A 24,843-nucleotide genomic window follows, 5' to 3' on the forward strand; every position below is an offset into this window, starting at 1 on the left:
GAGTGCGGTCGATGTCGGGCGCTGCCGCTAGCCTCGAGAACGAAATCGACCATCGGAGGTCCTGTGTTCTTCCTCGACGACTCACTCGTCACCAGCGCCAGTGACTTGACGGCGGCGTCGAAGTGCGAGTTCGCGTTCCTGCGCAAACTCGACGCGAAGCTCGGACGCATTGATCGGGTCGATGAGAAAGCCGATGCCATGCTGGCGCGCACCGGGCGGCTCGGGGATGAACACGAGGCGCGGGTGCTCGACGCGTATCGGGCGGAGTTCGGCGACGGCGTTGCCGAGATTTCGCGTCCGGACAAGATGACCACCGACGCCCTCGAGGCCGCGGTGGCCGCCACCGACCGGGCGTTCGCGAGCGAAGCCGATGTGGTGTTTCAGGCCACTTTCTTCGACGGGATCTTTGTTGGATTCGCTGACTTCATTGTGCGACGGCCGGACGGCCGCTACCTGGTGCAAGACACCAAACTGGCACGATCGGCGAAGGTGACAGCACTGCTGCAGCTGGCCGCGTACGTTGAACAACTCGAGGCGCGCGGAGTTGCCGCGGCCGACGCCGTCGAGCTATTGCTCGGCAACGGAACCACGAGCGAGCACAGGGTCAGCGACATCATGCCGGTCTACCGCAAACGCAAAGAGCGGCTCGCGCACATCATCGCCGAGCGCATCGCAGACACCGACGTTGTGGCGTGGGGCGACGAGCGTTATTCGATCTGCGGTCGCTGTGAGACCTGTGAGCTCGAGATTCAGGCCAGCCGGGATGTGCTGCTGGTCGCCGGCATGAGGGTGACCCAGCGCGCTCGATTGGCGAACGCCGGCATTACGACCATCGAAGAGCTTGCCGCGTTCGACGGAGCCGGCATCGACGGCATGGGTGATTCGACGCTGGCCGGGCTTCGGTTGCAAGCCGACCTGCAGTTGCACGGGCCGTCGAGCCCCGAAGACCACACACCGCCGCCCGTGCGGGTGTTTCACCCCGAGGCGCTCGCCGCTCTGCCGGAGCCAGACGCCGGCGACATCTTCTTCGACTTCGAGGGCGATCCTCTCTACACCGAGGGCGACGGCCACTCGTGGGGGCTCGACTACCTGTTCGGACTCGTCGACAACGACGAAACGTTCACATCGTTCTGGGCGCACAGTTTCGCTGAGGAACGCGTGGCTCTGCGGGAGTTCCTCGACTTCGTCGCCGAACGACGTGCTCGGTTCCCGCACATGCACATTTATCACTACGCCTCATACGAGCGCACGCACCTGTCCTCGATCGCCGCCCGGCACGGCATCGGTGAGGAGGAGGTCGATGCGCTGCTTCGCGACAACGTGCTCGTCGACCTGTACCCGATGGTCAAGAAGAGCATCCGGGTCGGGTCACGGTCGTACTCGATCAAGAAGCTCGAACCGCTCTACATGGGTGACGAACTCCGCAATCAGGAGGGCGTGATCAATGCCGCAGACTCGATCACCGAGTACGCCGACGCGATGGAGTTGCTCGCTCACGGGTCGGTGAATGAGGGGCAGCACAAGCTCGACGAGATCGGCGAGTACAACAAGTACGACTGCGTCTCGACGCTGCGGTTGCGGGACTGGCTGCTCGAACGGGGCCGCGAGAACGGGGTTTTGCCCGGAACGCTGCACGAGGCGAAGGACTCGGTTCCCGACGTCGAGCCGTCACCCCTCCGCTATGCCCTGCTCGCCCTCGCCGGGGATCGGCTCGCTGCCGGACGCAGCGCGGACGAGACCGCTGCGGCGTTCGCGGCTGCCGCGCTCGACTACCACCAGCGTGAACAGAAGAGCTTCTGGTGGGGCCACTTCGCCCGACTGGTGCAAGACATCGGCGACTGGGCAGACACCCGCGACGTTCTGGTTGTTGTTCCGGGCGGAGTGACCGTTGAAAAGCCGTGGTTCCGTGAGGGGAAGCAGAAGAACGAACGGCGCTGGCTGCGGCTGACCGGCTCGTGGGGACCGGGGAGCAGCATGAAACCGGGTGAGCAGGCCGGTCCGCATCTCGTTTATGAGTACGAGGGGCGGCCGTTCGACGCGAAGATCGGTGACCCTGGCGCTCGGGTTCCCAAAACTGTGCGTGTGCTCGAGGTCGACGACCGCGGCGCTCTCGTCGAGGAAACCACTCCGACGGGCGTCGAGCCGTACGACGCTGTGCCCATCGCTTTGACCCCGGCAGCTCCGCCGCCAGCCGGGCAGCAGAAGCCGGCGATCGAAGAGTGGGCGCAGGCCATCATCGACGCCCAGCCGGCCTGGCCAATCGACCCCGTCGTCGACATCCTCCGCCGCACGCCGCCCCGCACCCGTAGCGGATCGCTCGCGCCGGTCTCGGGCGACCGGATCGACGCCGTGACGGAGTCAATCCTCGACCTCGACGCCTCCTACCTCGCCGTCCAGGGCCCACCAGGCACGGGCAAGACCTATCTGGGTGCCCACGTCATCACAGCGCTGGTGCAGAAACACGGCTGGAAGATCGGCGTTGTGGCGCAGTCCCACGCGGTGGTCGAGAACCTGCTGTCCGCCGTCGTCAAGGCCGGGCTCCCCGCCGAGCTGGTGGGCAAGGTGCAGAAGAACGGAGCGGACGCAGCGCCGGTGCCGTACACCGAACTGCCGTCCAACGGGCAGCTGATGTTCGCGGCCGAACACGAAGAAACCGGCTTCGTCCTCGGCGGCACCGCGTGGGACTTCAGCAACAAGGCACGGTTCCCCCGACACTCGCTCGACCTTCTCGTCATCGACGAAGCCGGACAGTACTCACTCGCCTTCACCATCGCGGCGAGTGTTGCCGCTCGCAACCTGCTCCTGCTCGGAGACCCGCAGCAGTTGCCGCAGGTGAGCCAGGGTCTGCACCCCGAGCCGATTGACACCTCAGCTCTCGGCTGGGTCAGCGACGGACACGATGTGCTCCCGGCTGAACTCGGTTACTTCCTGGCCGAGTCACGACGAATGCACCCGGATGTCACTGCACCGGTTTCGCGACTGTCTTACGAGGGAGAACTCCACGCCCATGAGGTCACCTCGACCCGTCACCTCGACGGCATCGAGGCCGGGCTTCACGTCGAGCGCGTCGAACATGCCGGAAACTCCACCTACTCCCGTGAGGAAGCGGACCGGGTTGTGGAACTTGTGCGTTCGGCGATCGGTCGCGCCTGGACCGACCCCACGGAGTCCCGGAACGCCGAGCCTCTCGGGCAGCAGGACATCATCGTGGTGTCGCCGTACAACGCGCAGGTCGCTGAAGTTCGCGACGCGCTCACATCTGCCGGATTCGGTGAAGTGCGCGTTGGCACGGTCGACAAGTTCCAGGGCCAGGAGGCAGCGATCGCGATCATGACGCTCGCCGCGTCCTCGGCGGCCGAGGTTCCTCGAGGAATGGGCTTCCTCATTCTCAAGAACCGGCTGAACGTGGCGATCTCGCGCGCGAAGTGGGCCGCCTGGCTCGTCTACTCACCGGCGCTGACCGACTACCTGCCGGTCACGGCCAAGGAAGTGGCCGAACTCAGCGCCTTCATTACGCTCGCGGAGTCACACGAGTTGTAACGACAGGCGTTAGCGGTTCAGGAGATTCTTCCGCTCCGGGTGGCCGGCGAACCAGTCGACGACAAACGAACAGACGGGGACGACACGGTCGTCGGTTCTCGACTCGATGTCGTTCATCGCGAACTCGATGAGGGCTGCTGCATGACCGTTGCCCCGCCGCGACGGGGTTGTGTACGTGTGCGTGAAGTACACGGCGCCGGGGCGTGGTGAGTAGTCGGCGACGCAGACAAGCTCGTTCCCAATGTGCAGCGCGTACCGTTTGGCGTCCGGCTCATGAGAGAAGGAAGAGGTCATGTGCCCAGCGTAAACCGGGAAACCGGACTGTGAGCTGCCTCCTTCGCGATCCCGAGGGCAACGAGTTCTGCATCCTCCGTCCGGCTCCGGGCGTCTGATCCTCGGGAGGATACCTCGATGTCGGATGCCTCGAGTAGCTTTTTCGCATGAACGAAATAAGAAACGAAAATGGCCTCGTGGCATCCGCTTTTCTGGCAACAAGTGTCGACGGTTTTATCGCTCGAGAAGACGACACACTCGACTGGCTGGTCGGACGCGGTGAGGCGCTCGGCGATACCGGCTATGACGACTTTTTCGCGTCGATCGACGCGATGGTGATGGGCCGCGGCACCTATGACGTCGTGAAGGACTTCGAGGAGTATCCGTATGGCGACAAACGCATCCTGATTTTGAGCACCTCGCTGGAGAGCACCGAATGGCCGAACGCCACGGTGCACCGAACGCTCGACGATGCACTGGAAACGCTCGAGCGTGAGGGGATCACGAGGGTGTACGCGGACGGCGGGAAGACCGTGTCAACGTTTTTGCGCGAGGGACTGCTCAGCGAGATCACGATCAGCGTCGCGCCGGTGCTAATCGGTTCGGGGATCCGGCTGTTCGGTCAGCTCGAGTCCGATGTCGAACTCGAGCTGACCGCGACGCGGGCACTCGATGCCGGGTTTACCCAGTCGACGTACCGGGTGGTTCGTTCCGCGTCGTGACCTAGTGCCCGACCGGCATGCCTTCGGGCAGGTCGGCGGGCTTCTTCACGAAGATCGCTCCGACCACGGCCAGCAGCGAGATGATCGCGCCAACGAAGAACGCTGACTGCACTCCGCCGGCTGCCGCAGCGACGTCGGAAGCGCCGTCGCTGGCCAGGGCGGCTGATGTGGTCGACATCAGGGTGATGAACAGCGCGGTTCCAGCGGCACCCGCGACCTGCTGCACGGTGCTCACCGTCGCCGAGGCGTGGGTGTACAAGCGCGGGTTCACCGAACCCATGGCCGACGTGAACAGTGGAGTGAAGAGGAACGACAGCCCGGCGCTCAGGACGATGTGCGCGCCGAGGAGGTAGAACGGCGAGGTCGACTCGCTGACCATGGCCAGCGCCCAGAGGGCGGAGCTCACGACGATCGAACCGGGTATGAGCAGCGGCCGCGGGCCGAACCTGTCGTAGAGACGGCCGACGAACGGCGCGAGCAGACCCATGAGGAGCCCGCCTGGCAGGAGCAGCAGGCCGGTCTCAAGCGGTTCGAGTCCGAGCACCTGCTGGGTGAAGATAGGCACCAGGATGATCGTGCCGAAGAGTGCAGCCATGCTGATCACCATCACGACGATGGAGATGCTGAAGTTCGATGAGCGGAACGTGCGCAGATCGAGCAGTGCGCGGTCGTGCCGCTGCAGCAGCAGCTGCCTAATGATGAAGCTGCCGAACCCGAGCACGCCGACGGCGAGTGCGATCCACATCGGCATGGCCGCTGCGGACTGTTCAGCTGCGGTGGCGTCGGCGGGGCCGTGCCCGCCGATCTGGCTCAGCCCGTAGATCAGTCCGCCGAAGCCGAACGCCGACAGCAGGACCGAGATCACGTCGAGGGGCACGCGCCGAGGCTCGGACACGTTCTCGACCCGGCGGATGCCGATGACCAGCATGACAACGGCGATCGGCAGTACGATCCAGAACATCCAGCGCCAGCTCAGCGCGTTGAGGATGATGCCGGAGATCGTGGGGCCGATCGCTGGTGCGACCGAGATGACGATGGAGATGTTGCCCATCATCCGGCCGCGCTGGGCGACAGGGATGAGCGTCATGATCGTGGTCATCAGCAGAGGCACCATGATCGCGGTGCCAGAAGCCTGCACGACGCGGGCGACGAGCAGCACCTCGAAGTTGGGGGCGAGCGCGGCGAGCAGGGTGCCCATCGAGAACAGGCTCATCGCCGTGATGAAGATCGGGCGCGTGTGGAAACGCTGCAACAGGAACCCGGTGATCGGGATGACAACAGCCATGGTGAGCAGGAACGCCGTGGTCAGCCACTGCGCGGCGCGAGCGTCAATGTTGAGGTCGAGCATGAGCTCGTTGATCGCGACGCTCATGATCGTCTCGTTGAGGATCACAACGAAGGTCGCGGCAAGTAGCAGCCAGATCACCCGGCGGTTGCGAGCCACATGGTCGGGGGAGACCGTTTCGGCTGAGGCGACGGAGTCGTCGAGAAGGGGGACGCGATCGTTCACAGAAGTCCAATTGTTCAGTCGAGCGCACTCGAGGGGCTGTCAGCCGCGGGCGCGGTGGGGCAGAGGGAGGATGCAGGCGAGCGGATGCCACGCCAGGCGTTCACGAACCTTCTCGCGGAGAGTGCGAAATGGCACTGACCGCCGTAGCCCCAACGACAAGGTATTCCACCGTATTCCCGGTGAGGGAAAAGTTTGCTGAGCCGTGGTGCGCCGTTCACCCGATGCGGAGCCGCCATCGCGGTCGTTCCGGCCACGCTGCCCGCTGCGGAGTCACCATCGGCGGTCGCCCGGCCCACACCGCGTTGCTCAGTCGCAAACGGCTATTGCACCCTTGCTCGGTCGCAAACGGTCGAATTTTCACGAAGATCGTCGCCATCTGTGACCGAGCACAGCGTGACTGACCATTTGCGCCCACGCCCCACGCCCCACGCCGCGTTGCTCGGTCGCAAACGGCTGTTGCACCCTTGCTCGGTCGCAAACGGCTGTTGCACCCTTGCTCGGTCGCAAACGGCTGTTGCACCCTTGCTCGGTCGCGAACGGTCGAATTTTCACGAAGATCGTCGCCATCTGTGACCGAGCACAGCGTGACTGACCGTTTGCGCCCACGCCCCACGCCCCACGCCGCGTTGCTCGGTCGCAAACGGCTGTTGCACCCTTGCTCGGTCGCGAACGGTCGAATTTTCACGAAGATCGTCGCCATCTGTGACCGAGCACAGCGTGACTGACCGTTTGCGCCCACGCAAGGTGCGGGCAGGCGACACCGAGCGCGCACCATCAACCGTTTGCGCCCACGCAAGGTGCGGGTAGGCGCTACCCGTTGATTTCGACCAGCACGCGCGGGAACTCGTCGAGCAGTTCGCGCGCCAGGAACCCCATCGGGCCGACCTGAACGGCGAGACGATCACCGGCCGCGGCGTGCGCGTGGGTGGCCCAGACCGCCGCCTGCTCGAGCGATGCACCGCGTGCGCAGAGCCCGGTGATGGCGCCGGCGAGCACGTCGCCGCTGCCCGATGTGGCGAGTCCGCCCGCGCCGGTTCCGGTGCGCCACACCCGACCGTCGGGATGAGCGATGACGTCGTAACAGGTGACCACTGCGCCATAACGCTCGGCAATTTCCGCGATGTCCGTGGCAAGATCGTCGCCGAGGTCTCGTTCGAGCAACCGCTCGGCCTCGCCTTTATTCGGTGTCAGCAGCAGCCGACCGGCCAACGCCGAGACGGCATCCGGCACCCCGGGAAGAACTCCGAGCGCGAACGCGTCCAGCACGACGACCGTTTCCTCACCCAAAAGCGACGGCAGGGTCGAGAGCATCACCTTGAGTTCGTCGGGGTCATCGAGGCCGGGACCCACGAGCACCGCGTCGCTGCTCGAGAGATCCTTTTCGGCAACCGCGAGCCCGTCCCCGGAGACAGCACCGTCCGCCGTTTCGGGCAGGAACACGATTCCGCTCTCGGGCACGGCGACAGCGACAGGTGCAGCGACGGACCCAGCCACAGCGAGTGTCAGCCGCCCGGCGCCGACGCGCAGCGCGGCCATTCCAGCGAGCATCGCCGCACCGGGGGAGCGCCGTGCGCCGCCGACGATGAGCACTGTGCCGCGCCCGTACTTCGAGTCGCTGGCCTCGGGCAGCGCCCATTCCCGCAGCAGGTTGGGGGTGACCACTACGTGGTCGGAGGGGTCAGTGCGGGTGGACATTGCTGTCTCCTCCGTGTCGGGTGACTGGGACGCCAAGGGCTTCAAGGTGATCGTCGTGTGAGAAGACGTCGAGGGTCCAGCGTGCCGAGCCGGGCTCCCGCGAGAGTTGCGTGACCGACGCGTTGAGCACTGTGTGCGAGCCGATGAAGTCGAGCAGCTCTTGTTCAGACCAGCCGAGGCAGATGTAGAGGAACACCATCACAACGGCGTCGTGCGCTGCAATCAGCACGGGGCCGTCGCCGCTCGTCGAGTCCAGATCGCGGAGGAATGAACGCACGCGCAGCACAACATCCGTCCATGACTCTCCGCCCGGCGGCCGGTAGTAGAACTTCCCCAGCCAGCGCCGTCGCGCCGCCTCCTCGGGCAGCCGCACGTCGACGCCGTGCGAGGTCAACGCGTCGAGGATGCCGAGTTCCCTGTCTCGCAACCGCTCGTCGACCAGGATCGGCAGTTCCAGCCCTGAGCCCTCGAGCGCGATCGCCGTCGTCTGCTGCGCCCGAAGATACGGCGAACTCCACACCGACTCCGGCCTGCCGTCGGCCGCTGAGAGCCAGTGTCCAAGCGCCTCCGCCTGCCGCATACCGGCATCCGATAACGGCACATCCGCGTCGCGATGTTCCACAGCAATGGCCTCAAGACCTGCTCGTTGCGCCTCGGTCGCGAGCACATTCGCCGTGCTCTCCCCGTGCCGAACCAGCCACAGTTGGGTTGCAGTCATGTCGCAACACTAAGTCAGACACCTTCTCGGCACCCAAGTCGGCCGAGGGGCTTGATTTCGAGAGCGGATGTCATCACAAGCGACCCGCAGAAATCCACAGCTCCGGCGTCGCGAACGAACGATGTCGGTGCCCCGGGTTAGCGTGAAGGTATGAGAATCCTGCACACCTCCGACTGGCACATCGGTCGCACGTTCCATGGTCACTCGACCATCGAGAACCTGCGCACCGTGCTCGCTGCGCTCGCCGTTGAAGTGCGCGAACGCTCGGTCGACGTTGTTGTTGTCGCCGGAGACATCTTCGACTCAGCCACTCCGTCAGCCGAGGCATACACCGTGCTCGAAGCGTCGGTCGTGGCGCTGCGTGAGGCAGGAGCATCCGTCGTTCTCACCAGCGGCAACCACGATTCCGCCACCAGGCTCGGTTTCATGTCGCGGTTCTCTGGACTTGCCGGCGTGCACGTCATCACTCGTCAGGAGCAGCACAACAACCCGGTCACAATCACCGACGATGCTGGGCCCGTTCACTTCTACGGCATTCCTTATCTCGAACCGTCGCTGCTGCGTCACCACTACCCGAACGTTCCGCTGCGAAACCACGAACAGGTACTCGACTTCGTGATGGGACGCATCCGCGCCGACATGGCCGAGCGAGGTGGCCGAAGCGTCGTGCTCTCGCACTGCTTCGCCGTCAATGTTTCACAGAACAGTGTTTCGCAGAACAGTGTCGAGTCGAGCGACGTTGAACGCGACATCACCTCCGGCGGCATCGACTACGTGCCGCTGAGCGTCTTCCACGGCCCTGACTACGTCGCCCTCGGTCACATCCACGGCCGCTCGATGCTCAGCGACCGCGTGCGTTACTCCGGTGCACCGCTCCACTACTCCTTCTCTGAGGCGTCCAAACCGCGCGGCGCCTGGCTCGTCGACCTCGATGCCGATGGCCTGGCGAGTGTCGAATGGCTCGACCTGCCGATCCCACGCGAGCTTTCTGTGCTCACCGGAACCCTCGACGAGATTCTCGCCGACACAGCGCACGCTCCGGTCGAAGAGCACTGGGTTTCCGTTGTGCTCACCGACCAGGTGCGTCCACTCGACGGCATGCGCAAGCTGCAGTCACGGTTCGCGCACTGCGTGACCCTCGAGCACCGCCCCGAGGTCACCGCATCGAGCACAGAGACGACCTACGCCGAGCGGGTACACGCGCGCACCGACACCGAGATCGTCTCCGGTTTCCTTGAGTTCGTCCGCAACGGCGCCGGTCCAACCGAGCTCGAAACCGAGATCCTCAACTCGGTGCTCACCGAGGTTGCCCTCGGCGCGAACGATGAGGTCGTCACGGTGCCGACGAAGACCCGGGTGCCCCAGGCCGACGTTCCTCGTGCCGTCGACACCCTCGCCGGAGTGGACGCATGAAGATCCAGCGGCTGACCATCGCGGGCTTCGGTCCGTACAAAGACGAACAGCAGATCGACTTTGAACGGTTCGACGATGACGGCATCTTCCTCATCACCGGTAAAACAGGGGCTGGCAAGTCCAGCCTGCTCGATGCGATCTGCTTCGCCCTGTACAGCGGTGTTCCGCGCTATGACGGAACCCAGTCCCGGCTCCGCAGCGACTACTGCGAACCGGGCGACTCGACGTTCGTCGAGTTGCAGTTCACCGTTCACGGCACGAGTTACCGCGTGCGCCGCTCGCCGGAGTACGAACGCCCCAAGAAAAGCGGCTCCGGAACGACACCTCAGAAAGCAACGGCTGAGCTGTTCCGATTGACCGACGGAGTCTGGGAAGGCATTGCCGCTCGGCCCGTCGACGTGGCCACCGAGCTCGATGCGATTCTCGGGCTCACGAAAGACCAGTTCCTGCAGGTGATTCTGCTCGCACAGAACAGGTTCCAGCAGTTCCTCCTCGCCAAGAACGACGAACGCCAGGCGGTTCTCCGCACACTGTTCGGCACCAAACGGTTCGAACAGATGGAGCTCGCCCTCGTCGCACGGAGCAAGGACCTCGCCGCGCAACTCGACTCGTCAGGAGGCAGCCTCCAAAGCCAGGCGGCGCTCGCGGCCGGGCTCGTGCAGCAGGAGGCGCCGACTCAACCCGCCCTTGCCTGGTTCGATGAGATCCTCGCCGAGCTCACCGACGCTCATGCCAGGGCGGCAGAGGCCGCGACGGTCGCCGACGCCGAGTTCTCCACCGCCGACGCCGAACACCGGGCGCTGCAGGATACGCGCCGTAGGCAACTCCGACGCGACAGCGCACGGTCCACCCTCGAGACCTTCGAGACCCAGACCGAAGCCATCGAAGCAGACCGCGAGACACTCGACCGGGCGCGACGCGCGTCCTCCGTCTGGGCACACGTCGCCGCGCGCCGCGGAGCCGAGTCTGCGCACCAACGGGCCGTCGAAGCGGAGAAGGAGAAAACAGAGCGCTACTCGGCGCTGCTCGAGGGCGCGATTGACATCGACGCCGAGACGCTCGGTAAGGTCATCGACGAGTTGGCGCGTTCGCTCGGCACGCTGCAGGGCATCGTCGCCGACGAGCGCACCCTTCACCGGCTGCGGGGCGAGGTCGAACGGCTCGAGAAGGTCCACGCTGACCGTGAAGCCGACGTCGCCGCCGCCACTCACCGGGTCGCCGAGCTTCCGGGGCAGCTTCATGCGGTTGCCGAAGAGCTCAGCGTCGCGAAGGTCACCGCGGCGAGCCTGCCCGAAGCGAAAGCAAAAGTCGCGCGACTCGAGGTCGCCCGTTCCGCCGCCCAGCGTGCGGCCACGCTCGATCGAAAACTCACCGAAGCCCGGTTCACAGAGAAAGACGCCAGCGCGGCCCACCTGGCAGCGGCCACACGCCTCGACGAACTCTTCACGGCACGCCTCAACGGCCACGCCGGTGAACTCGCCCGTGCGCTCGTAGCCGGAGACCCCTGCGCCGTTTGTGGGTCACCTGAGCATCCGAAACCGGCTTCGTGGGACGGCGACGAGATTACCGAAGCTGACATGGCGGCTGCGCGGGCCGCAGTTGCCGACCGACGTTCCGAGCTCGACGACGCCACGGCGATCGCGCAAGACCTCGCCACCAGGCTGGCCGCTGAGCAGGCGCGAGCCGAATCCAAACCACTCGACGAAATCGACGCCGAACTCGCCGATGCCACGCTCGAACTCATCGACCTCGAGACGGCAGCTGAGCAAGTGGTCGGTTACGAAGCGCGACAGGCCGCCCTTCGCGCCGAACTCGACACAGCGACAGAGTCCCTCACAGCGCTCCGCGCCGATTCTGCGAGGGCGTCGACCGGCGTTGCCGAGGCGGCCACACGACTAACTGAGGCAACGACCCGCGTCACCGAACACCGGTCCGGCTTCGAGTCCGTCGCCGAGCGGGCAGCGGAACTTGAGCGGCGGCTCGAGGCCGCTCGAGACCTCCTCGACGCCATGGCGACCACTCAGACACGGCAGGCAGCCCTGGCCGCCGCAACCGAAACACTCGCCGATCAGCTGGCAGAAAACGACTGCGCCGATGAAGCCGCCGTCGATGCCGCGCGTCGAGGCGCCGCCGAAATTGCATCCCTCGATACCCGGATTCGCGAGTTCGACAACGCCGTGGCGTCCGCGCGATCCACTCTCGCTGAACCGGAGCTCGCCGACCTTCCCGCCGACCTGATCGACCTTTCCGCCGCAGAGTCCCTCGTCGCAGAAACGCGCAGTTCCAGGGACGCTGCTCTCCAGGCAGCCAGTTCACTGTCCGAGCGAGTCGGCCAGCTGGGCGCGATCGTGTGCCGAGTGCGTACCGAGCAGGAAGCATCCGCTGCATTGAGAGAGGAATACGAGCACGTTCGTGCCCTCGCGAGCGCTGTTCAGGGCAACGAGCCGAACACCAAACGTATGCGTCTCGAAACGTACGTGCTCGCCGCCCAGCTTGAAGAAATCGTCACCGCGGCGAATGCCAGGCTCGGCACCATGACCAGCGGCAGGTACACCCTGCAACACGACGACTCCGTGCAATACCGCAACACCCGATCGGGGCTTGGCCTTGCGATCCTCGACGAACACACGGGACGTGCCAGGCCCACCCACTCGCTCTCCGGTGGTGAAACCTTCCTGGCGTCCCTCGCCCTCGCGCTCGGACTTGCCGAGGTGGTGACGAACCAGGCCGGCGGCATTTCCCTCGACACCCTGTTCATCGATGAGGGATTCGGCTCGCTTGACGGCGACACGCTCGAGATTGCCATGTCGACACTGGACAGCCTGCGCTCAGGTGGTCGCACCATCGGGCTGATCAGCCACGTCGACGCCATGAAGGAGCAGATCCACGCGAAGCTCCGCATTGACGTGACCGACTCGGGGGCCAGCAGGGTTGCAGTGAGCACGGTTCCCCTGGGCTTCGAACTGGTCTGAGCACGGCGACCCGGCCGAGCAATCAGGTAAAACCCCGATTGTGCCGCGCGGGCGGCGGTGTCAGGCTGGGCGCATGAACCTCATTCGTCCTCGCCGCGGCCGGGTTATCGCCGGTGTTTGCGCGGCTGTCGCCAACCGTTTCGGCATTTCGATCACCCTCGTGCGGGTGTTGACCGTGCTGAGTTTCCTTCTGCCAGGACCCCAGATCATCGCCTACATCATCCTCTGGATCCTCATCCCGAGCGCGAAGTACTGACGCATGGCGGCGCTCGAGCAGTTCACGGACCCGGTTGCGTACCACGGAGAGGGCCCGGTGTGGTCGGACAGCTGGGGCGGGCTCCGCTTCGTCGACATGCTCGCGGGCGACATCCTCTCCGTCGACGCTTCCGGGGGAGTGAAACGGATGCACGTGGGCGAGATCGCGGCGTTCGTGCGGCCCCGTACACGCGGCGGCTACGTCGTTGGGCTCGAGCGTGGCATCGGACTGGCGGACTCCGTCACTGAGCCGCCGAGCTCCCGGCTCGAGCTGTGGACGGATCCCGGCGTTCGCATGAACGAGGGCGGCTGTGCGCCGGACGGCAGCCTGTATGCCGGATCGATGGGATACGACCAGACCGAGGGCGCAGCGTCGCTGTATCGCATCGACCCGACCGGAGCAGCGAGCACCTTCCTGCCGAACGTGACGATTTCGAACGGCATCGACTTCTCGCCGGACGGCACCCGCGCGTACTACAACGACACCGCAACCGGACGCACCGATGTGTTCGACGTCCAGGACAACGCCCTCGTTCATCGACGCCCGTTTGCGGACGGAGGGGACGGAAGCCCAGACGGACTCTGCGTCGACTCCGAAGGAAACATCTGGGTTGCTTTGAACTCGGTGGGACGCGTTCGGTTGTACGCGCCAGACACCTCCGTCCTCGCGGAGATCGAGTTACCCGTTCGTCTCGTCACCGCGTGCACCCTCGGTGGTGCTGACGGACGAGACCTCTTCATCACCACCTCGCGTGAGAACCTCGACGACCCAGAACCCGAGGCGGGCGCCGTCTTCACTCTGCGCGCCGACGTGCCAGGGAAACCCGTGCTGGCGTACGCAGGCTGAGCCGAAACGCAACGAACCCGGGTCGCATCTGCGACCCGGGTTCGGCTGGTGCTCACGGTGTTAGCGGCGGAACACCTTGACGAGAAGCGCGACAGCGGCGAGAACTGCGAGAGTCGCGACCGCGACCACCGTGCCCGGTCGTTTCTCGTAGTTGCTCCGGAAGTCCGAGATCGCGGCCTGGGTGGCCTCGCGGGCGGCGTCGATTGCTTCACGCGACGCATCCGCCGCGTGAGCGGCCTTGTCCTGGGCGATCGATGCCGCCTTCTCCAGCTTCTCCGCCAGTTCGGCGGCAACCGCTGCAGCAGCCTTCTCGGCGGCCTCGCCCTGGTCGTCCGATCCCTCGGCCAGCGGTTTCACGGCCTCAGCACCCTGCTCGACAGCGTCGTGGGCTGCGTCCTTCAGCCCCGGCGCGTCAAGTGGAGCGTCGTCGATGGTTGCGTGGGCGTGCTCGGCAGCGGAATCGACATCCGGCTGGCCGACACCCGACACGTGCGCGTCTGACTCGTCCGACTGGTCGCCATCGTGTTGCTCAAAGGTGATCTGTGACGAGTCGGCGCCTCCGGTCGTGTCGCTGTCGTCGGTGCCCGTCGCACTGTCGTCGGTCTCGGGCGCGTCAGCCAACTCTGAGTTGGCAAAAACCTCTGCTGGCGTCGGAACTTCGTCTTTGGTGGGGTCACTCATTTTGTTGCCTCCGGAAGTAAGTGATCGGTGAATACTGGTCTACCCGTTTAGCGCTTGCGCTGCTTGATTTTCTTCGCGAGTGCCCGCTCGGATCGTGCCGCCTTGCGCCCAACCTTCTTGCGGGTGGCCCGCACCTTGGGGTCGTCCCAGAAGGAGGTCACGCTCGTCCGGATCTGTTCGTAGCGTGGTCGGCCGGCTTTGGCACCGAGCACGTATGCCGCGAACGCGAGGGCGAGAATAAAGATGAACCTGGGACTCATTGGTCAGCTCCTGATGGTCAAAGTGGGATGCTTCCACCTTGTTGCATGCGCCCCGTTACGCTCAAGGGGTTGCGCTCGCCGTCGATCCCGGTCACTTGCCCGCGGCGCGGATACGATGGGGCCGTGCCCTATTTGTCGCCAGCCACCCGAGCCGCTCTCTCCCGCGTTGCGGAAGGTGACAACGCGAAGACGATTCCGGATGCTGTCAGCCGGCTGCGTGACATCCGCTCGCTTCTCGCAGAACTCGAGAAAGATCCCGCAACTCTGGCCGCTGTTCGAGAGGCGATCGAGGACGGAACGAGCTGGGACGACGTCGCGAGCGCGGCGGGGCTGAAACCCTCAGCCGCGAAGTGGCGCTGGCTCGGCACCGACGAGGAAATCGTCGAACGGCACGAAGCCGGACGTAAACGGTCGGCCCGCCCAAGCAGCGTGCCGACCGACCTTCCGGGTCTGTCGGTGGCGGAAGCGGCGAAGCAGCTGGGAGTTACGGCCCAGGCGATCTACCTGCGGGTGAGCCGGGGCTCGCTCCGCGCCGAGACCGTGAAACTGGCCGATGGCCGAACGTACAAACGGGTGCATCTCGACACTGCCGACCAGGCCTCGGCTGAGGACGCCGAGGGTTAGCCGGCGGGAAGCAACGGCACCGTCGCGAGGACGGTGCGACCGGTGGGGGACTGGCGCGGTGCCATATCCACAAGTGCCACCTGCTGCAGTCGCAGCACGTCGCCCTCGTGCACCCGATTCGCGCCCTTCACCGTGACGTGTGCGCGAAACTCCGCGCCGGAGAAGGCGCGATCGTCCGGGTTCCTGGCAAACGGCCGCACACCGGCGACGAGTCGATTGCGCAGGGCCAACAGTCGTTCGTCGTCGGCGATGAGCGTGACCGGGATGTTGTTGCGGCGACCGAACAGGTCGTCTCCGGTGGCGAGGACGGAGAGATCCGCTTCGCTTCCCACTGATTCGGCGAGCGCTTCGGCCATGTCCGAAATGGAGGCGTCCGTGGCAAACGGCGGCACCACGGTGACGTGCAGTGGCCAGGCCGAAACCAGGAAGTTATCGCCAACGGCGAGGGGAGTGAGGGGAAGGACGACCACCACTCGCGACATGAGCCGAGTCTAGAACTGTCGCCCCAGTGTTTCGGAGTGTGACGGAGCCGGGTGACGGCATCCGTTCTCCGACTTACCGTGGATGTCAACGCCGGAATGCGGCGGTCCACGCGGAAGGAGGACAGAATGTCACATCTTCACCCCGGAGTGAACGAGACCATGCTGTGCTCGCCGCGCGGCTGCGACAAGACATCACCAGGGCACGGTGTTCGCCCCCTGCAGGTGCGGGTCGCCGCTGCGACGCCAAGCAAATGGCGCGACGGCGTCGTCACCCACCTCCCAGCGAGCGGGTGGATCGGCATCGGCCTGATGGAGTCCGACCGCACAATCTGGGTCTGGAATCACGCCGACCTGTCGAGTGAGGTGACGCTCGGAACACCGGTGGCCGTGCACGCGCTCTACGACATGCTCGCCCTCGGTTCGGACCGCGTTCACGTGCTCGTCGCGCCCGCTCTTCCAGGAGTCGATGGAGCCTGAGTTCAAGCGGGCTCAGCTTGCGGGCATCACTCCGGACAGCGAGTCCATCATCTTCTGGCAGGCCATGGCACACTGACGGCACACCTCAGCGCACATCGCGCAGTCCTCGTGCATGTCGGCGTGGGTCATGCACTCGTCGGCGCATGCCGCGCACATCGTCATGGTGGCCTGTAATGCGGCCATCATGCTTTCCATGTGCATTCCGGCTGGACGCATCATCATTCGCATCATCGTGTTCGCCATGTCGGCCATGTTCATGCACATGTTCATGCAGGTCGCCATACCGTCGCCCGACATCGTGGCAGCGCACATGGTGCACGCCTGCTCGCATGCGGCAGTTGCCTCCATGCATTCCTGCATCAGCGACATGTTCATGCCGCCCATCGGCATGTCCTTCTCGTGCATCATCATCATTTGTGACGTGGTGTTCATCAGAGTCTTCTCCTGCTCGGTCGGTCCGTCGGTGACAGGAATGCTACGCCGCAGACACGCCGCTGTCAGCAGTTCTCGCGCTGCGCCAGCCGATCAGAGCACGACGAAGTCGGCGTCGCCGCGGTACTCAATGTCGGCAGCGTTCAGGCCAGTCACCGTGGCGTAGCTCGGGCCACGACGAAGCCACTCGATCAGAGCGCTCACGTCGGCCTCTGTTCCTTCGACCTCGGCCTCCACGGTGCCGTCGAGACGGTTGCGGACCCAGCCGGTCACACCGAGGCGCTGAGCCTCGGCCCGCGTCCAGTACCGGAAGCCGACGCCCTGCACAGTTCCGTGCACAATCACGTGTTTGCGGATCACTCCTCCATTGTCACTCCGCCCGTACGAAATACCACGCGCGCGGCAAAGGTGTCCGAAACCCGAGTCGGGTCGTGCCGGGTGCTGTGTTGCCACGGCGTTGCCACGCAGCGCGGGAGCCGCAGAAGGACCCGAAAGAGATATGATCTCTGGCGCAGCGCGTGCCGACCTGTCGCCGCGGTTCAGGTGGGTTTCACCCGACCACGACGACAGATCGGAAACCCGTTGCAAACCCTAGGGCCAGTCCCTAGGGTTCTGTACCATTTTTCCCGCCAGAATGGTCATCGCTGAGCGTCTTTTCCGTACCCGACGGAGCTTGGCACCGAGGGGACCCCTAGTGAACATCCGACCTATCCCGACGGTCATCAGAACTCATGTCCGGCCGACTTGGCCAGACGATGACGCTTTGACACCCGCACTTCACGCAGGGATTGTCGCGCGCCGCGTGATAATCACTGCGCTATTACTCGTGCTCGTTTTTCCTATGCTCTGGGCGGCCCTGACCGGCCAACGCGCTGTTCTTGTTACTGACGCGGTGAGTAAGGGCGAGAGCGCCATCGCGGTGGTTGCGCCGCAGGCCGGAATCCCTGAGATCGGTGACACGGTGGCCGTCCGTACGCCGACCGCGAGCAGCTTCGCGGTTGGTCACGTGGCTGAGATAAAGAACGAAAGCATGGCAGTGACGGATGCGTTCCGCCCCGACAGCTGGACGGCTCCGGTCACCGACCTGAGCGGCTCGGTCCTCGCCGTCTTCCACGGTCCCGCTGTCGACTTTGTGGCCGGTCTTCCTCCGTTCACGGTGAGTGCTGCCGTCATTCTGCTGATCATCCTCCTCGTCGCGATTCCGCTTCACCGCACCGAGCCGCGAGAAGCAGCCGTGACCGTAGCGCCGACGCGGCACATCAGGAACTTCACTGACTACGACGACGCCTGAGCCGTGCCGTCAGTCCTGAACGGGCACTGTCTCGTCGATGGCATCCGTCCCGGCTGCACTGTAGTTGCCGGTCTGGCCTGAGGGCTTCGATCCGCCAGCATCGTCTGCGCCGTCGACGGAGCGGTCGGAACCGTCTGCTGCCTCGTCGGTTGTCATACCGTCGTCCGGCGGCGTCTCCAACGACGACTGATCGGCGGAGTCGGCGTTCTTTGCCTCTTCGTAGCTGCCGTCGCGCTGGCCCTGATCCGCGAGGGGTGGAAGCGTGTCGTTACCGTTTTCGGTGGGGTGCTGCTCAGTCATGCCGGTTCCTTTCGTGAACGTGACCCCGACGTTACTCATCGCGCTTTCCCACCGCACAGCCTTTTCAAACCGGAGCAATCGGTGTAAGTTCCCGTCCACCAGGTCGGGTCAGAGGCGCCCGGTGAGGTTGCTGTGGAAACTTGAAGACCTGTCGTCCAGGCCCTCGAACTCGACGGTGATGCCATGCGCGCGATATTTGGATTGCACGGAGTCGAGAACGGCGACGGTCGACGCATCCCAGATCTGGGACGACGTGAAATCGACGACAACGTCGGCCGGGTCCTGCCCGTATGAGAACTGTTCGACCAGGTCGTTGCTCGAACCGAAGAACAGAGGTCCGTTCACCTCGTAACGCACTCGGGTCCCGTCCTCCGACAGTGTGCGATCCACCCGCACAACGTGGGCCACCCGACGGGCGAACAGCACCATGGCCAGCACCGCACCTGCCGCCACACCGACCGCGAGGTTGTGGGTGACAACGACAACGACAACCGTGGTGACCATCACGACCGTCTCGGGTACTGGCATCCGCTTCAGTGTTAATGGCGAGATGCTGTGCCAGTTGACCGTCGTCACGGCGACGACCATCATCACGGCCGCGAGCGCCACCATCGGGATCTGCTCCATCACGTCGCTCAGCACGGTGACGAGCAGCAGGAGCACGACACCGGCGATGAACGTTGAGATGCGGGTGCGTGCCCGGCCGAGTTTCACGTTGACGACGGTTTGGCCGATCATGGCGCAGCCAGCGATGCCACCGTAGAAGCCGGCGAGGATGTTCGAGACGCCGAGTGCCCATGACTCACGGTTTTTCGCGGACCGCGTTTCGGTGATGTCGTCGACGAGCTTGGCGGTCAGCAGGGTTTCCATCAGCCCGACGAACGCGACGCTGAGCGCGGTCGGCCAGATGATCTGGAGCGTCTCGAGGTTCAGCGGAACGAGCAGCGCCGTGATCCCGGGGAGGCCACCGGCCACATCGCCCTGGTCGCCGACGGTCGGAACGGTGAGGTGGGCGATCAGAGTGATCGCCGTCACCACCACAATGGCGACGAGCGGCGCAGGAACCGCTTTCGTGAACCTCGGCAGCACAAGCACGATGGCGAGGGTCAGCGCGAACAGCGGATAGACGAGCCACGACTGACCGATCAGGTGCTGCACCTGTGCGGTGAAGATGAGGATGCCGAGCGCGTTGACGAAGCCGATCATCACAGACCGTGGAATGAACCGCATCAGGCGTGCGAGCCCGGTGACGCCGAAGAGCACCTGGACGAGGCCGGCAAGCACGACAGCGGGGAGCAGGTATTCGACACCGTGCTCCTTCACCAGAGGGGCCACGACCAGCGCAACGGCGCCGGCCGCAGCGGTGATCATCGCCGGACGTCCCCCGAGGAACGACATCGAAATCGCCAGAACGACGGATGCCACGAGGCTGATTTTGGGGTCAACCCCGGCGATCACCGAGAACGAAATGACCTCGGGGATGAGCGCGAGTGTCGTGACGATCCCCGCGAGCACTTCAACACTCAGGGCCCTCGGATTGCGCAGAGTAGCGAGCACCGTTGGAGACAACGGGGCGCCGGAACGAGCGGTCGACTCGGGGAAAATCGGGGAGGTCACCGGTCAACTGTATGCGTTGGCCCGGGCGGCATACTCTTGAGGGATGCCCTCCTATCGCGTCACTATCACCATCGGCCGGTTGGCCCCCGGTGTGCGACCCGACGCGGTGCTCCCGGCCGCTGCCGAAGCTGCAGCCGAATTCGCCACGGTTGAGGCGTCGGATGTCGCCGTCGTTCGGGGCGCGGCGCGCATCACCGTCCGGTTCGCCGAGGACGACGATGAGGTGGCGCTCGCGATCGGTGGCCAGGTTGTGGCCAGGACCAGCGAGCTGGCGGAGCCGGTGACCTGGGCGGTCACCGTGCGTGACAGCGGGCGCTGGTATCCGGTTCGTTGAGGGTCGGTTGCCCCACGTCAGTTCGAGGCGTCGGCCAGGTTACGTCGCGAGTCGCCGCCACCCCGGAGAAGGGCTAGCGAGACACCAGCTTTGGCCCTACGGTGAAAGCCAAATGACAGTCGAGCCGCCCACCGATCCGGCTGCCCCGCGAGCGTCCGTCCTGTACGGTCGAGCCCGGCAGTTGAACGCCATTGCGCGTGCGGCAGCAGCCGTTGAGGAACACAAGGCGCAGTTCGTGCTCATTCTGGGTGAGTCGGGATTCGGCAAGACGGCGCTTCTTCGTGAAGCTTTGGACTCCCTCCCCGCCTGGCCTCGCCACCACGCTGTGGCCGACGCGTACGAGAGGGCCCTTCCGTACGGCGTTCTGAACCAGTTGCTCTCACCATTCGACCAGTCTCGCCTCAGCCCGGTGCTCGCAAACGGCATCGACCCCGCGGCATCGACGCTCACCGTCGGTGCCGAACTGCTCGCCCTCGTCGACGCCAGCGAAGGAGCGACGATCATTGCCATCGACGACGCTCAGTGGATGGACGAGCAGTCCGCGCGGGCGCTGTGGTTCGCCGGCAGACGATCCCTTCATGACCGGATGCTCATCCTGATCGCTGCGCGTCCGGCACCCACTGATTTCCTGGCCCACATCCGTCGACTTGTGCTTGACGACGAACGTGGCGTGGAACTTGACCTCGGCGGCCTCTCCGCAGACAACGTCGTTGACCTCGCCCACTCGAAACTGGCTCTGCGGCTTCCCCGGCGCACCGCACAGCGCCTGATCGCCGCAACCGACGGCAACCCGCTGCACATTCGGGTGATCCTCGAGTATGTCGCCTCCGCCGCGGATCCCGTGATCGATCTCGAGCGGAGACTCGGCGACGGAGTGCTTCCGCTTGCTCCCGGCTTCGAAGCCATCATGCGAGACTCGCTAGAGAGACTCAATACCGCGGCACGAACGGTCATCGAAATGATCGCCATCTTCGACGGTCGGGTGCCGGTGACCGTGCTGAGCGCCGCCATCGCCCAGCTCTCGGGGCCGGCCGCCAGCGATGAGGCAGTTGACGATGCTGCCCGCTCCGGTCTGGCCGACATTGTCGACAGCGGAGGCCAGTTGGAGCTGCAACTGCATCACCACCGCGTCGGCGATGCAGTGCTCGCCGACCTCTCGGTGCGGCGTCGGCAGGAACTTCACCGGGCCGCAGCTCAGGTCACCGGCGGGGACCGCGGCCTTCGCCACCGGGTGTGCGCCTCTGCGGGGCCCGATGAGGAATTAGCCGCGGTGCTCGATCACGAAGCCCGAGAGGCGATGCGGCATCACGAGGCCGAGCGTGCCGTGCGTTACTCGCTCTGGGCGGCCACCGTGTCGAGTGCTCCCACCGATCGGCACGCTCGGCTCGTCCAGGCCGGCTTGTTCGCTATCTCCACGAGGCAACTCGGCCTTCTCGTTCAGGCGATGCCCGAGTTCGCCAACCTTCCCGCTGGGGTGGAGCGTGACCTGCTTATCGGAAGCGCGGCGTTCGCAGTTGAAGACGTCCACACCGCTCGAACCACGCTCGTGCGTGCGGCGTCGACAGTGCCCGAAACGTTGCGTGAGCTGGCGCTGGTTGCTGTTGCGAACGAAGCTATTGCCACACTCGAGATTGAGCTTCGCCGATACGACCATGTGATTCGTGCCAGTGATGCCGCCCTGGCGAACATCGCGGCCGTGCAATCGGATCCGGACTATGCCCCTGACATTATCGGTGGAGTCGAGTTGACGGAGCTTGAGGGCATTGCTCGTGCCTGGCATGCCTTCGCCAGTTGGAGATCAGGGGCGGAAGGAAACGTTGAAGCGGAGATCTCCGCCGAGATCGGTCAGGGGGCTGTCTCCGGATTCACGCCACGCCACGCCATCATGCTCATCACTCGCGGCACGATTCGACGCCAGCGCGGGATGCTTGATGAGGCCATTCGCGACCTGGAACACGGAATCGCCCTGGCCGATGTGATGCGTCCGTCCATGGCTCCGTTCGGGCGCGTTGAGCTTGCGCTCGCCCAGTTCCGCCAGGGGCGTTTGGACGAAGCATCAACAACCATCACCATCGCGGTCTCACTCGCAGACGACGTCGGTGGAGCGTCAACGTACGGGGTGTCCCATGCGGCGGCGGCGCTTGTGCCCGCGGCCAGGGGTGAGCGGGACGAGGTGGCCCTCCATGTCGCCGAAGCTCGAAACGCCCACCCGGCCATCGACCAGACAGTGCTGCTCCTCGTTGATGCCGTCAGTGCTCGGGCCGAGGGCGACCGCGCCTCGGTGATTCGCATCGCGCGCCAGGCGATCGCCACGGAGAAACCGAGGGCGCAAATCGAACACGGCTGGTGGGTCGAACTGCTCGATGAGGCAACCCGCCCTCCGCATGCGCAGAAAAAGCAATCAGCGCGTGACCCGCTGGCTGTGCTCAGCGGTCGCGAGCGCGAGGTCGCACATCTCGCCGCGCAGGGACTCACGAATCGCGAGGTAGCCCAGCGGCTTTTCGTGACTGTAAAGGGCGTTGAGTACCACATGGGAAACGTGCTCGCGAAGCTTCAACTCAGCTCCCGGCGAGGGATCCGACAGCTACTTGATGGTCAAGGGACGTCCCACGTAGGTGATGCGAAATTCCCCGACCACTAGGGGTATGCCCTAGTGCGCTCAGTGGTACTCAAGATCAGACTGGCGCAGTAGCTACGCGCAATCGGTGTTCTTGCGGGGCAGCCTGAACACCGATTGCGCGTTGCTCTCACCCTTCGCTCGTCCCTCAGTCAGCGCGGGCGGTGTGCGCTCCCCGTTACGATGTAACCCATGGTGAGCATGGCTGAATCGTTGGAACGCCTGTCGGCATTGGCCGCCTCGCCTGTGGTCTCGACGGTGTCGCGGGCGTTCGCTGCCGCCGGGTTCGAGTTGGCTCTCGTTGGCGGTCCGGTTCGTGATGCGATGCTGGGGCGGGAGGTCACCGACCTCGATTTCACCACGAACGCATCGCCTGACCAGATCCTCGCAGTGGTCAAACCGGTCTCAGACGCACAATGGGATATCGGCCGCGAATTCGGCACCATTGGAGCCCGGGTTACCGCAGGCGGGTTGACCGAAACCGTAGAGATCACCACCTACCGGGCCGACGCCTACGACGGCGTCACACGCAAACCCGTCGTCGCTTTCGGGGACAATCTCGAGGATGATCTTCGTCGCCGGGACTTCACGGTGAACGCGATGGCTCTTCGGGTGCCCGACATCACCCTCGTTGATCCGTACGGCGGGGTCGAGGACCTGCTCAGCCGTACGATCCGTACCCCGAGCACACCCCAGGTGAGCTTCGGCGATGACCCCCTGCGCATGCTGAGGGCCGCGCGTTTCACGTCACAGCTGGGGTTTGTCACCGACGCAGCCACAGCGGAAGCAATGACCGACATGGCGGACAGCATCCGTATCGTGTCAGCCGAACGTGTGCAGGTTGAACTCTCCAAGCTGCTGCTCACCGATGCGCCGCGGGCCGGGATCGAACTGCTCGTTGAGAGCGGCCTCGCCTCGATAGTGATTCCTGAGATCCCCGCCCTGCGCCTGGAGATCGACGAGCACCACCACCACAAAGACGTCTACCAGCACTCGTTGACCGTGCTTGAACAGGCAATCGACTACGAAAAAACCCGAGACTTCAACGGCGCCCCCGACCTCACCCTGCGTCTCGCCGCGATCCTTCACGACATCGGGAAGCCAGCGACGCGCCGGCTCGAACCCGGTGGGGCTGTGAGTTTCTACCACCACGACATGGTCGGCTCGAAGCTCGCGAAGAAACGGCTGACCGCGCTGCGTTACGACAACGACACCGTGAAGGACGTGGCGCGACTGATCGAGTTGCACCTCCGGTTCTTCGGTTACACGGAGGGTGCCTGGACCGACTCGGCTGTTCGTCGGTATGTGCGTGACGCCGGTCACCTCCTTGAGCGGTTGCACATTCTCACTCGTGCAGACGTCACGACCCGCAACCGCCGCAAGGCCGACCGGCTCGGCTTCGCCTACGACGACCTCGAGGCTCGAATCGCCGAACTGCGCGAGCAGGAGGAGATGGAAGCGGTGCGCCCCGACCTCGATGGCAATGCCATCCAGCGTGTGCTCGGGATTCCACCGGGGCGAGAGGTTGGCGAAGCCTACAAATGGCTGCTCGAACTGCGGCTGGATGAGGGTCCGCTCGGCTCGGACGAAGCCGAACGTCGACTGCTCGCATGGTGGACCGAACGCAACAGCCCGGCCTGATCCGCTCAGACGAGGATTCGCACGCGCCGCATCTCTTCCGTGACGATCCCTCATGGTTGTAAGCTCGTGGTCCGCTGTCACGGCTTACGGGGAGAAGCCTCGCCTCCGCGTGAGGGCGACAACGTACCCAATGAAGCGTACG

The 24,843-nt window shown here is 64.9% G+C and carries 23 protein-coding genes; 12 read left to right on the forward strand and 11 right to left on the reverse strand.

The annotated features are described in order from the left end of the window. The first annotated feature begins 63 nt into the window (after positions 1-63). Positions 64-3,540, forward strand: a complete 3,477-nt coding sequence (locus D9V28_RS08780) for a TM0106 family RecB-like putative nuclease (protein WP_121659331.1) — start codon at positions 64-66, stop codon at positions 3,538-3,540. 9 nt (positions 3,541-3,549) lie between these two features. On the opposite strand, the gene D9V28_RS08785 is transcribed toward D9V28_RS08780, so the two are convergent. Next, on the reverse strand, positions 3,550-3,834 hold the full coding sequence (locus tag D9V28_RS08785; protein WP_121659332.1) for a GNAT family N-acetyltransferase: 285 nt from the start codon (positions 3,832-3,834) through the stop codon (positions 3,550-3,552). Between the two features lie 146 nt (positions 3,835-3,980). Between D9V28_RS08785 and D9V28_RS08790 the strand changes: the two genes are divergently transcribed. Then, positions 3,981-4,535 carry a dihydrofolate reductase family protein gene (locus tag D9V28_RS08790; protein WP_121659333.1) on the forward strand — a complete coding sequence of 185 codons (555 nt, stop codon included), beginning with the start codon at positions 3,981-3,983 and terminating at the stop codon, positions 4,533-4,535. Position 4,536: 1 nt separating this feature from the next. Here D9V28_RS08790 and D9V28_RS08795 read toward each other — a convergent pair whose 3' ends face one another. The 3 genes from D9V28_RS08795 to D9V28_RS08805 form a co-directional block, all read right to left on the reverse strand. Continuing rightward, complete coding sequence (locus D9V28_RS08795; protein ID WP_121659334.1) at positions 4,537-6,045, reverse strand: DHA2 family efflux MFS transporter permease subunit; 1,509 nt, start codon at positions 6,043-6,045, stop codon at positions 4,537-4,539. Between the two features lie 810 nt (positions 6,046-6,855). Next, positions 6,856-7,740 (reverse strand): NAD(P)H-hydrate dehydratase, encoded by an 885-nt coding sequence (locus D9V28_RS08800; protein WP_121659335.1) that lies wholly within the window; start codon positions 7,738-7,740, stop codon positions 6,856-6,858. Beyond that, on the reverse strand, positions 7,724-8,458 hold the full coding sequence (locus D9V28_RS08805; protein ID WP_121659336.1) for a histidine phosphatase family protein: 735 nt from the start codon (positions 8,456-8,458) through the stop codon (positions 7,724-7,726). Before D9V28_RS08805 ends, D9V28_RS08800 begins: the two co-directional genes overlap by 17 nt. A 150-nt stretch (positions 8,459-8,608) precedes the next feature. Here D9V28_RS08805 and D9V28_RS08810 point away from each other — a divergent pair, with 150 nt between their 5' ends. From D9V28_RS08810 to D9V28_RS08825, 4 genes are all read left to right on the forward strand, one after another. Continuing rightward, positions 8,609-9,871, forward strand: coding sequence for an exonuclease SbcCD subunit D (locus D9V28_RS08810; RefSeq protein WP_121659337.1), 1,263 nt, complete (start codon positions 8,609-8,611; stop codon positions 9,869-9,871). After that, positions 9,868-12,843, forward strand: a complete 2,976-nt coding sequence (locus D9V28_RS08815) for an AAA family ATPase (protein ID WP_121659338.1) — start codon at positions 9,868-9,870, stop codon at positions 12,841-12,843. Before D9V28_RS08810 ends, D9V28_RS08815 begins: the two co-directional genes overlap by 4 nt. Before the next feature lie 73 nt (positions 12,844-12,916). Next, positions 12,917-13,099, forward strand: a complete 183-nt coding sequence (locus tag D9V28_RS08820; protein ID WP_121659339.1) for a PspC domain-containing protein — start codon at positions 12,917-12,919, stop codon at positions 13,097-13,099. A gap of 3 nt (positions 13,100-13,102) precedes the next feature. Next, positions 13,103-13,945 carry an SMP-30/gluconolactonase/LRE family protein gene (locus D9V28_RS08825; RefSeq protein WP_121659340.1) on the forward strand — a complete coding sequence of 281 codons (843 nt, stop codon included), beginning with the start codon at positions 13,103-13,105 and terminating at the stop codon, positions 13,943-13,945. A gap of 60 nt (positions 13,946-14,005) precedes the next feature. Here D9V28_RS08825 and D9V28_RS08830 read toward each other — a convergent pair whose 3' ends face one another. Both D9V28_RS08830 and D9V28_RS08835 read right to left on the reverse strand, forming a co-directional pair. After that, positions 14,006-14,626 carry a hypothetical protein gene (locus tag D9V28_RS08830; RefSeq protein WP_121659341.1) on the reverse strand — a complete coding sequence of 207 codons (621 nt, stop codon included), beginning with the start codon at positions 14,624-14,626 and terminating at the stop codon, positions 14,006-14,008. A 47-nt stretch (positions 14,627-14,673) separates the two neighbouring features. Continuing rightward, positions 14,674-14,886 carry a hypothetical protein gene (locus tag D9V28_RS08835; RefSeq protein ID WP_121659342.1) on the reverse strand — a complete coding sequence of 71 codons (213 nt, stop codon included), beginning with the start codon at positions 14,884-14,886 and terminating at the stop codon, positions 14,674-14,676. 123 nt (positions 14,887-15,009) lie between these two features. Between D9V28_RS08835 and D9V28_RS08840 the strand changes: the two genes are divergently transcribed. Beyond that, positions 15,010-15,510, forward strand: coding sequence for a hypothetical protein (locus D9V28_RS08840; RefSeq protein WP_121659343.1), 501 nt, complete (start codon positions 15,010-15,012; stop codon positions 15,508-15,510). Here D9V28_RS08840 and D9V28_RS08845 read toward each other — a convergent pair. Next, the gene (locus tag D9V28_RS08845; protein WP_121659344.1) at positions 15,507-15,992 is read right to left on the reverse strand and encodes a 2'-5' RNA ligase family protein; all 486 of its coding nucleotides are present in this window, start codon (positions 15,990-15,992) and stop codon (positions 15,507-15,509) included. The genes D9V28_RS08840 and D9V28_RS08845 overlap by 4 nt on opposite strands. Before the next feature lie 126 nt (positions 15,993-16,118). Here D9V28_RS08845 and D9V28_RS08850 point away from each other — a divergent pair, with 126 nt between their 5' ends. After that, positions 16,119-16,469 (forward strand): hypothetical protein, encoded by a 351-nt coding sequence (locus D9V28_RS08850; protein ID WP_147440952.1) that lies wholly within the window; start codon positions 16,119-16,121, stop codon positions 16,467-16,469. A gap of 12 nt (positions 16,470-16,481) precedes the next feature. Here D9V28_RS08850 and D9V28_RS08855 read toward each other — a convergent pair whose 3' ends face one another. Both D9V28_RS08855 and D9V28_RS08860 read right to left on the reverse strand, forming a co-directional pair. Next, positions 16,482-16,901 carry a four-helix bundle copper-binding protein gene (locus tag D9V28_RS08855; protein ID WP_121659346.1) on the reverse strand — a complete coding sequence of 140 codons (420 nt, stop codon included), beginning with the start codon at positions 16,899-16,901 and terminating at the stop codon, positions 16,482-16,484. Between the two features lie 93 nt (positions 16,902-16,994). Further along, positions 16,995-17,261 (reverse strand): acylphosphatase, encoded by a 267-nt coding sequence (locus tag D9V28_RS08860; RefSeq protein ID WP_121659347.1) that lies wholly within the window; start codon positions 17,259-17,261, stop codon positions 16,995-16,997. 466 nt (positions 17,262-17,727) lie between these two features. Here D9V28_RS08860 and D9V28_RS08865 point away from each other — a divergent pair, with 466 nt between their 5' ends. Further along, positions 17,728-18,192 carry a hypothetical protein gene (locus D9V28_RS08865; protein WP_147440953.1) on the forward strand — a complete coding sequence of 155 codons (465 nt, stop codon included), beginning with the start codon at positions 17,728-17,730 and terminating at the stop codon, positions 18,190-18,192. A 9-nt stretch (positions 18,193-18,201) separates the two neighbouring features. Here D9V28_RS08865 and D9V28_RS08870 read toward each other — a convergent pair whose 3' ends face one another. Further along, positions 18,202-18,492: a hypothetical protein gene (locus tag D9V28_RS08870; protein ID WP_147440954.1), complete on the reverse strand. Its 291-nt coding sequence runs from the start codon at positions 18,490-18,492 to the stop codon at positions 18,202-18,204. Positions 18,493-18,600: 108 nt separating this feature from the next. Continuing rightward, the gene (locus D9V28_RS08875; RefSeq protein WP_229727857.1) at positions 18,601-20,109 is read right to left on the reverse strand and encodes a SulP family inorganic anion transporter; all 1,509 of its coding nucleotides are present in this window, start codon (positions 20,107-20,109) and stop codon (positions 18,601-18,603) included. 43 nt (positions 20,110-20,152) lie between these two features. Here D9V28_RS08875 and D9V28_RS08880 point away from each other — a divergent pair, with 43 nt between their 5' ends. The 3 genes from D9V28_RS08880 (at position 20,153) to D9V28_RS08890 (ending at position 24,701) form a co-directional block, all read left to right on the forward strand. Beyond that, on the forward strand, positions 20,153-20,443 hold the full coding sequence (locus D9V28_RS08880) for a hypothetical protein (protein ID WP_121659350.1): 291 nt from the start codon (positions 20,153-20,155) through the stop codon (positions 20,441-20,443). A 112-nt stretch (positions 20,444-20,555) separates the two neighbouring features. After that, complete coding sequence (locus tag D9V28_RS08885; RefSeq protein WP_121659351.1) at positions 20,556-23,084, forward strand: AAA family ATPase; 2,529 nt, start codon at positions 20,556-20,558, stop codon at positions 23,082-23,084. A gap of 168 nt (positions 23,085-23,252) precedes the next feature. Continuing rightward, positions 23,253-24,701 carry a CCA tRNA nucleotidyltransferase gene (locus tag D9V28_RS08890; RefSeq protein ID WP_121659352.1) on the forward strand — a complete coding sequence of 483 codons (1,449 nt, stop codon included), beginning with the start codon at positions 23,253-23,255 and terminating at the stop codon, positions 24,699-24,701. The last annotated feature ends 142 nt before the right edge of the window (positions 24,702-24,843 follow it).

This window comes from Mycetocola zhadangensis, assembly GCF_003668565.1.
Taxonomy (GTDB): Bacteria; Actinomycetota; Actinomycetes; order Actinomycetales; family Microbacteriaceae; genus Mycetocola_A; species Mycetocola_A zhadangensis.

Bases quoted from the DNA above. Each gene is read 5' to 3' on its own strand.
- D9V28_RS08785 (WP_121659332.1), bottom strand. From the start codon at position 3,834: ATGACCTCTTCCTTCTCTCATGAGCCGGACGCCAAACGGTACGCGCTG.
- D9V28_RS08790 (WP_121659333.1), top strand. From the start codon at position 3,981: ATGAACGAAATAAGAAACGAAAATGGCCTCGTGGCATCCGCTTTTCTG.
- D9V28_RS08800 (WP_121659335.1), bottom strand. From the start codon at position 7,740: ATGTCCACCCGCACTGACCCCTCCGACCACGTAGTGGTCACCCCCAAC.
- D9V28_RS08805 (WP_121659336.1), bottom strand. From the start codon at position 8,458: ATGACTGCAACCCAACTGTGGCTGGTTCGGCACGGGGAGAGCACGGCG.
- D9V28_RS08810 (WP_121659337.1), top strand. From the start codon at position 8,609: ATGAGAATCCTGCACACCTCCGACTGGCACATCGGTCGCACGTTCCAT.
- D9V28_RS08815 (WP_121659338.1), top strand. From the start codon at position 9,868: ATGAAGATCCAGCGGCTGACCATCGCGGGCTTCGGTCCGTACAAAGAC.
- D9V28_RS08820 (WP_121659339.1), top strand. From the start codon at position 12,917: ATGAACCTCATTCGTCCTCGCCGCGGCCGGGTTATCGCCGGTGTTTGC.
- D9V28_RS08825 (WP_121659340.1), top strand. From the start codon at position 13,103: ATGGCGGCGCTCGAGCAGTTCACGGACCCGGTTGCGTACCACGGAGAG.
- D9V28_RS08830 (WP_121659341.1), bottom strand. From the start codon at position 14,626: ATGAGTGACCCCACCAAAGACGAAGTTCCGACGCCAGCAGAGGTTTTT.
- D9V28_RS08835 (WP_121659342.1), bottom strand. From the start codon at position 14,886: ATGAGTCCCAGGTTCATCTTTATTCTCGCCCTCGCGTTCGCGGCATAC.
- D9V28_RS08845 (WP_121659344.1), bottom strand. From the start codon at position 15,992: ATGTCGCGAGTGGTGGTCGTCCTTCCCCTCACTCCCCTCGCCGTTGGC.
- D9V28_RS08850 (WP_147440952.1), top strand. From the start codon at position 16,119: ATGTCACATCTTCACCCCGGAGTGAACGAGACCATGCTGTGCTCGCCG.
- D9V28_RS08855 (WP_121659346.1), bottom strand. From the start codon at position 16,901: ATGAACACCACGTCACAAATGATGATGATGCACGAGAAGGACATGCCG.
- D9V28_RS08870 (WP_147440954.1), bottom strand. From the start codon at position 18,492: ATGACTGAGCAGCACCCCACCGAAAACGGTAACGACACGCTTCCACCC.
- D9V28_RS08880 (WP_121659350.1), top strand. From the start codon at position 20,153: ATGCCCTCCTATCGCGTCACTATCACCATCGGCCGGTTGGCCCCCGGT.
- D9V28_RS08885 (WP_121659351.1), top strand. From the start codon at position 20,556: ATGACAGTCGAGCCGCCCACCGATCCGGCTGCCCCGCGAGCGTCCGTC.
- D9V28_RS08890 (WP_121659352.1), top strand. From the start codon at position 23,253: ATGGTGAGCATGGCTGAATCGTTGGAACGCCTGTCGGCATTGGCCGCC.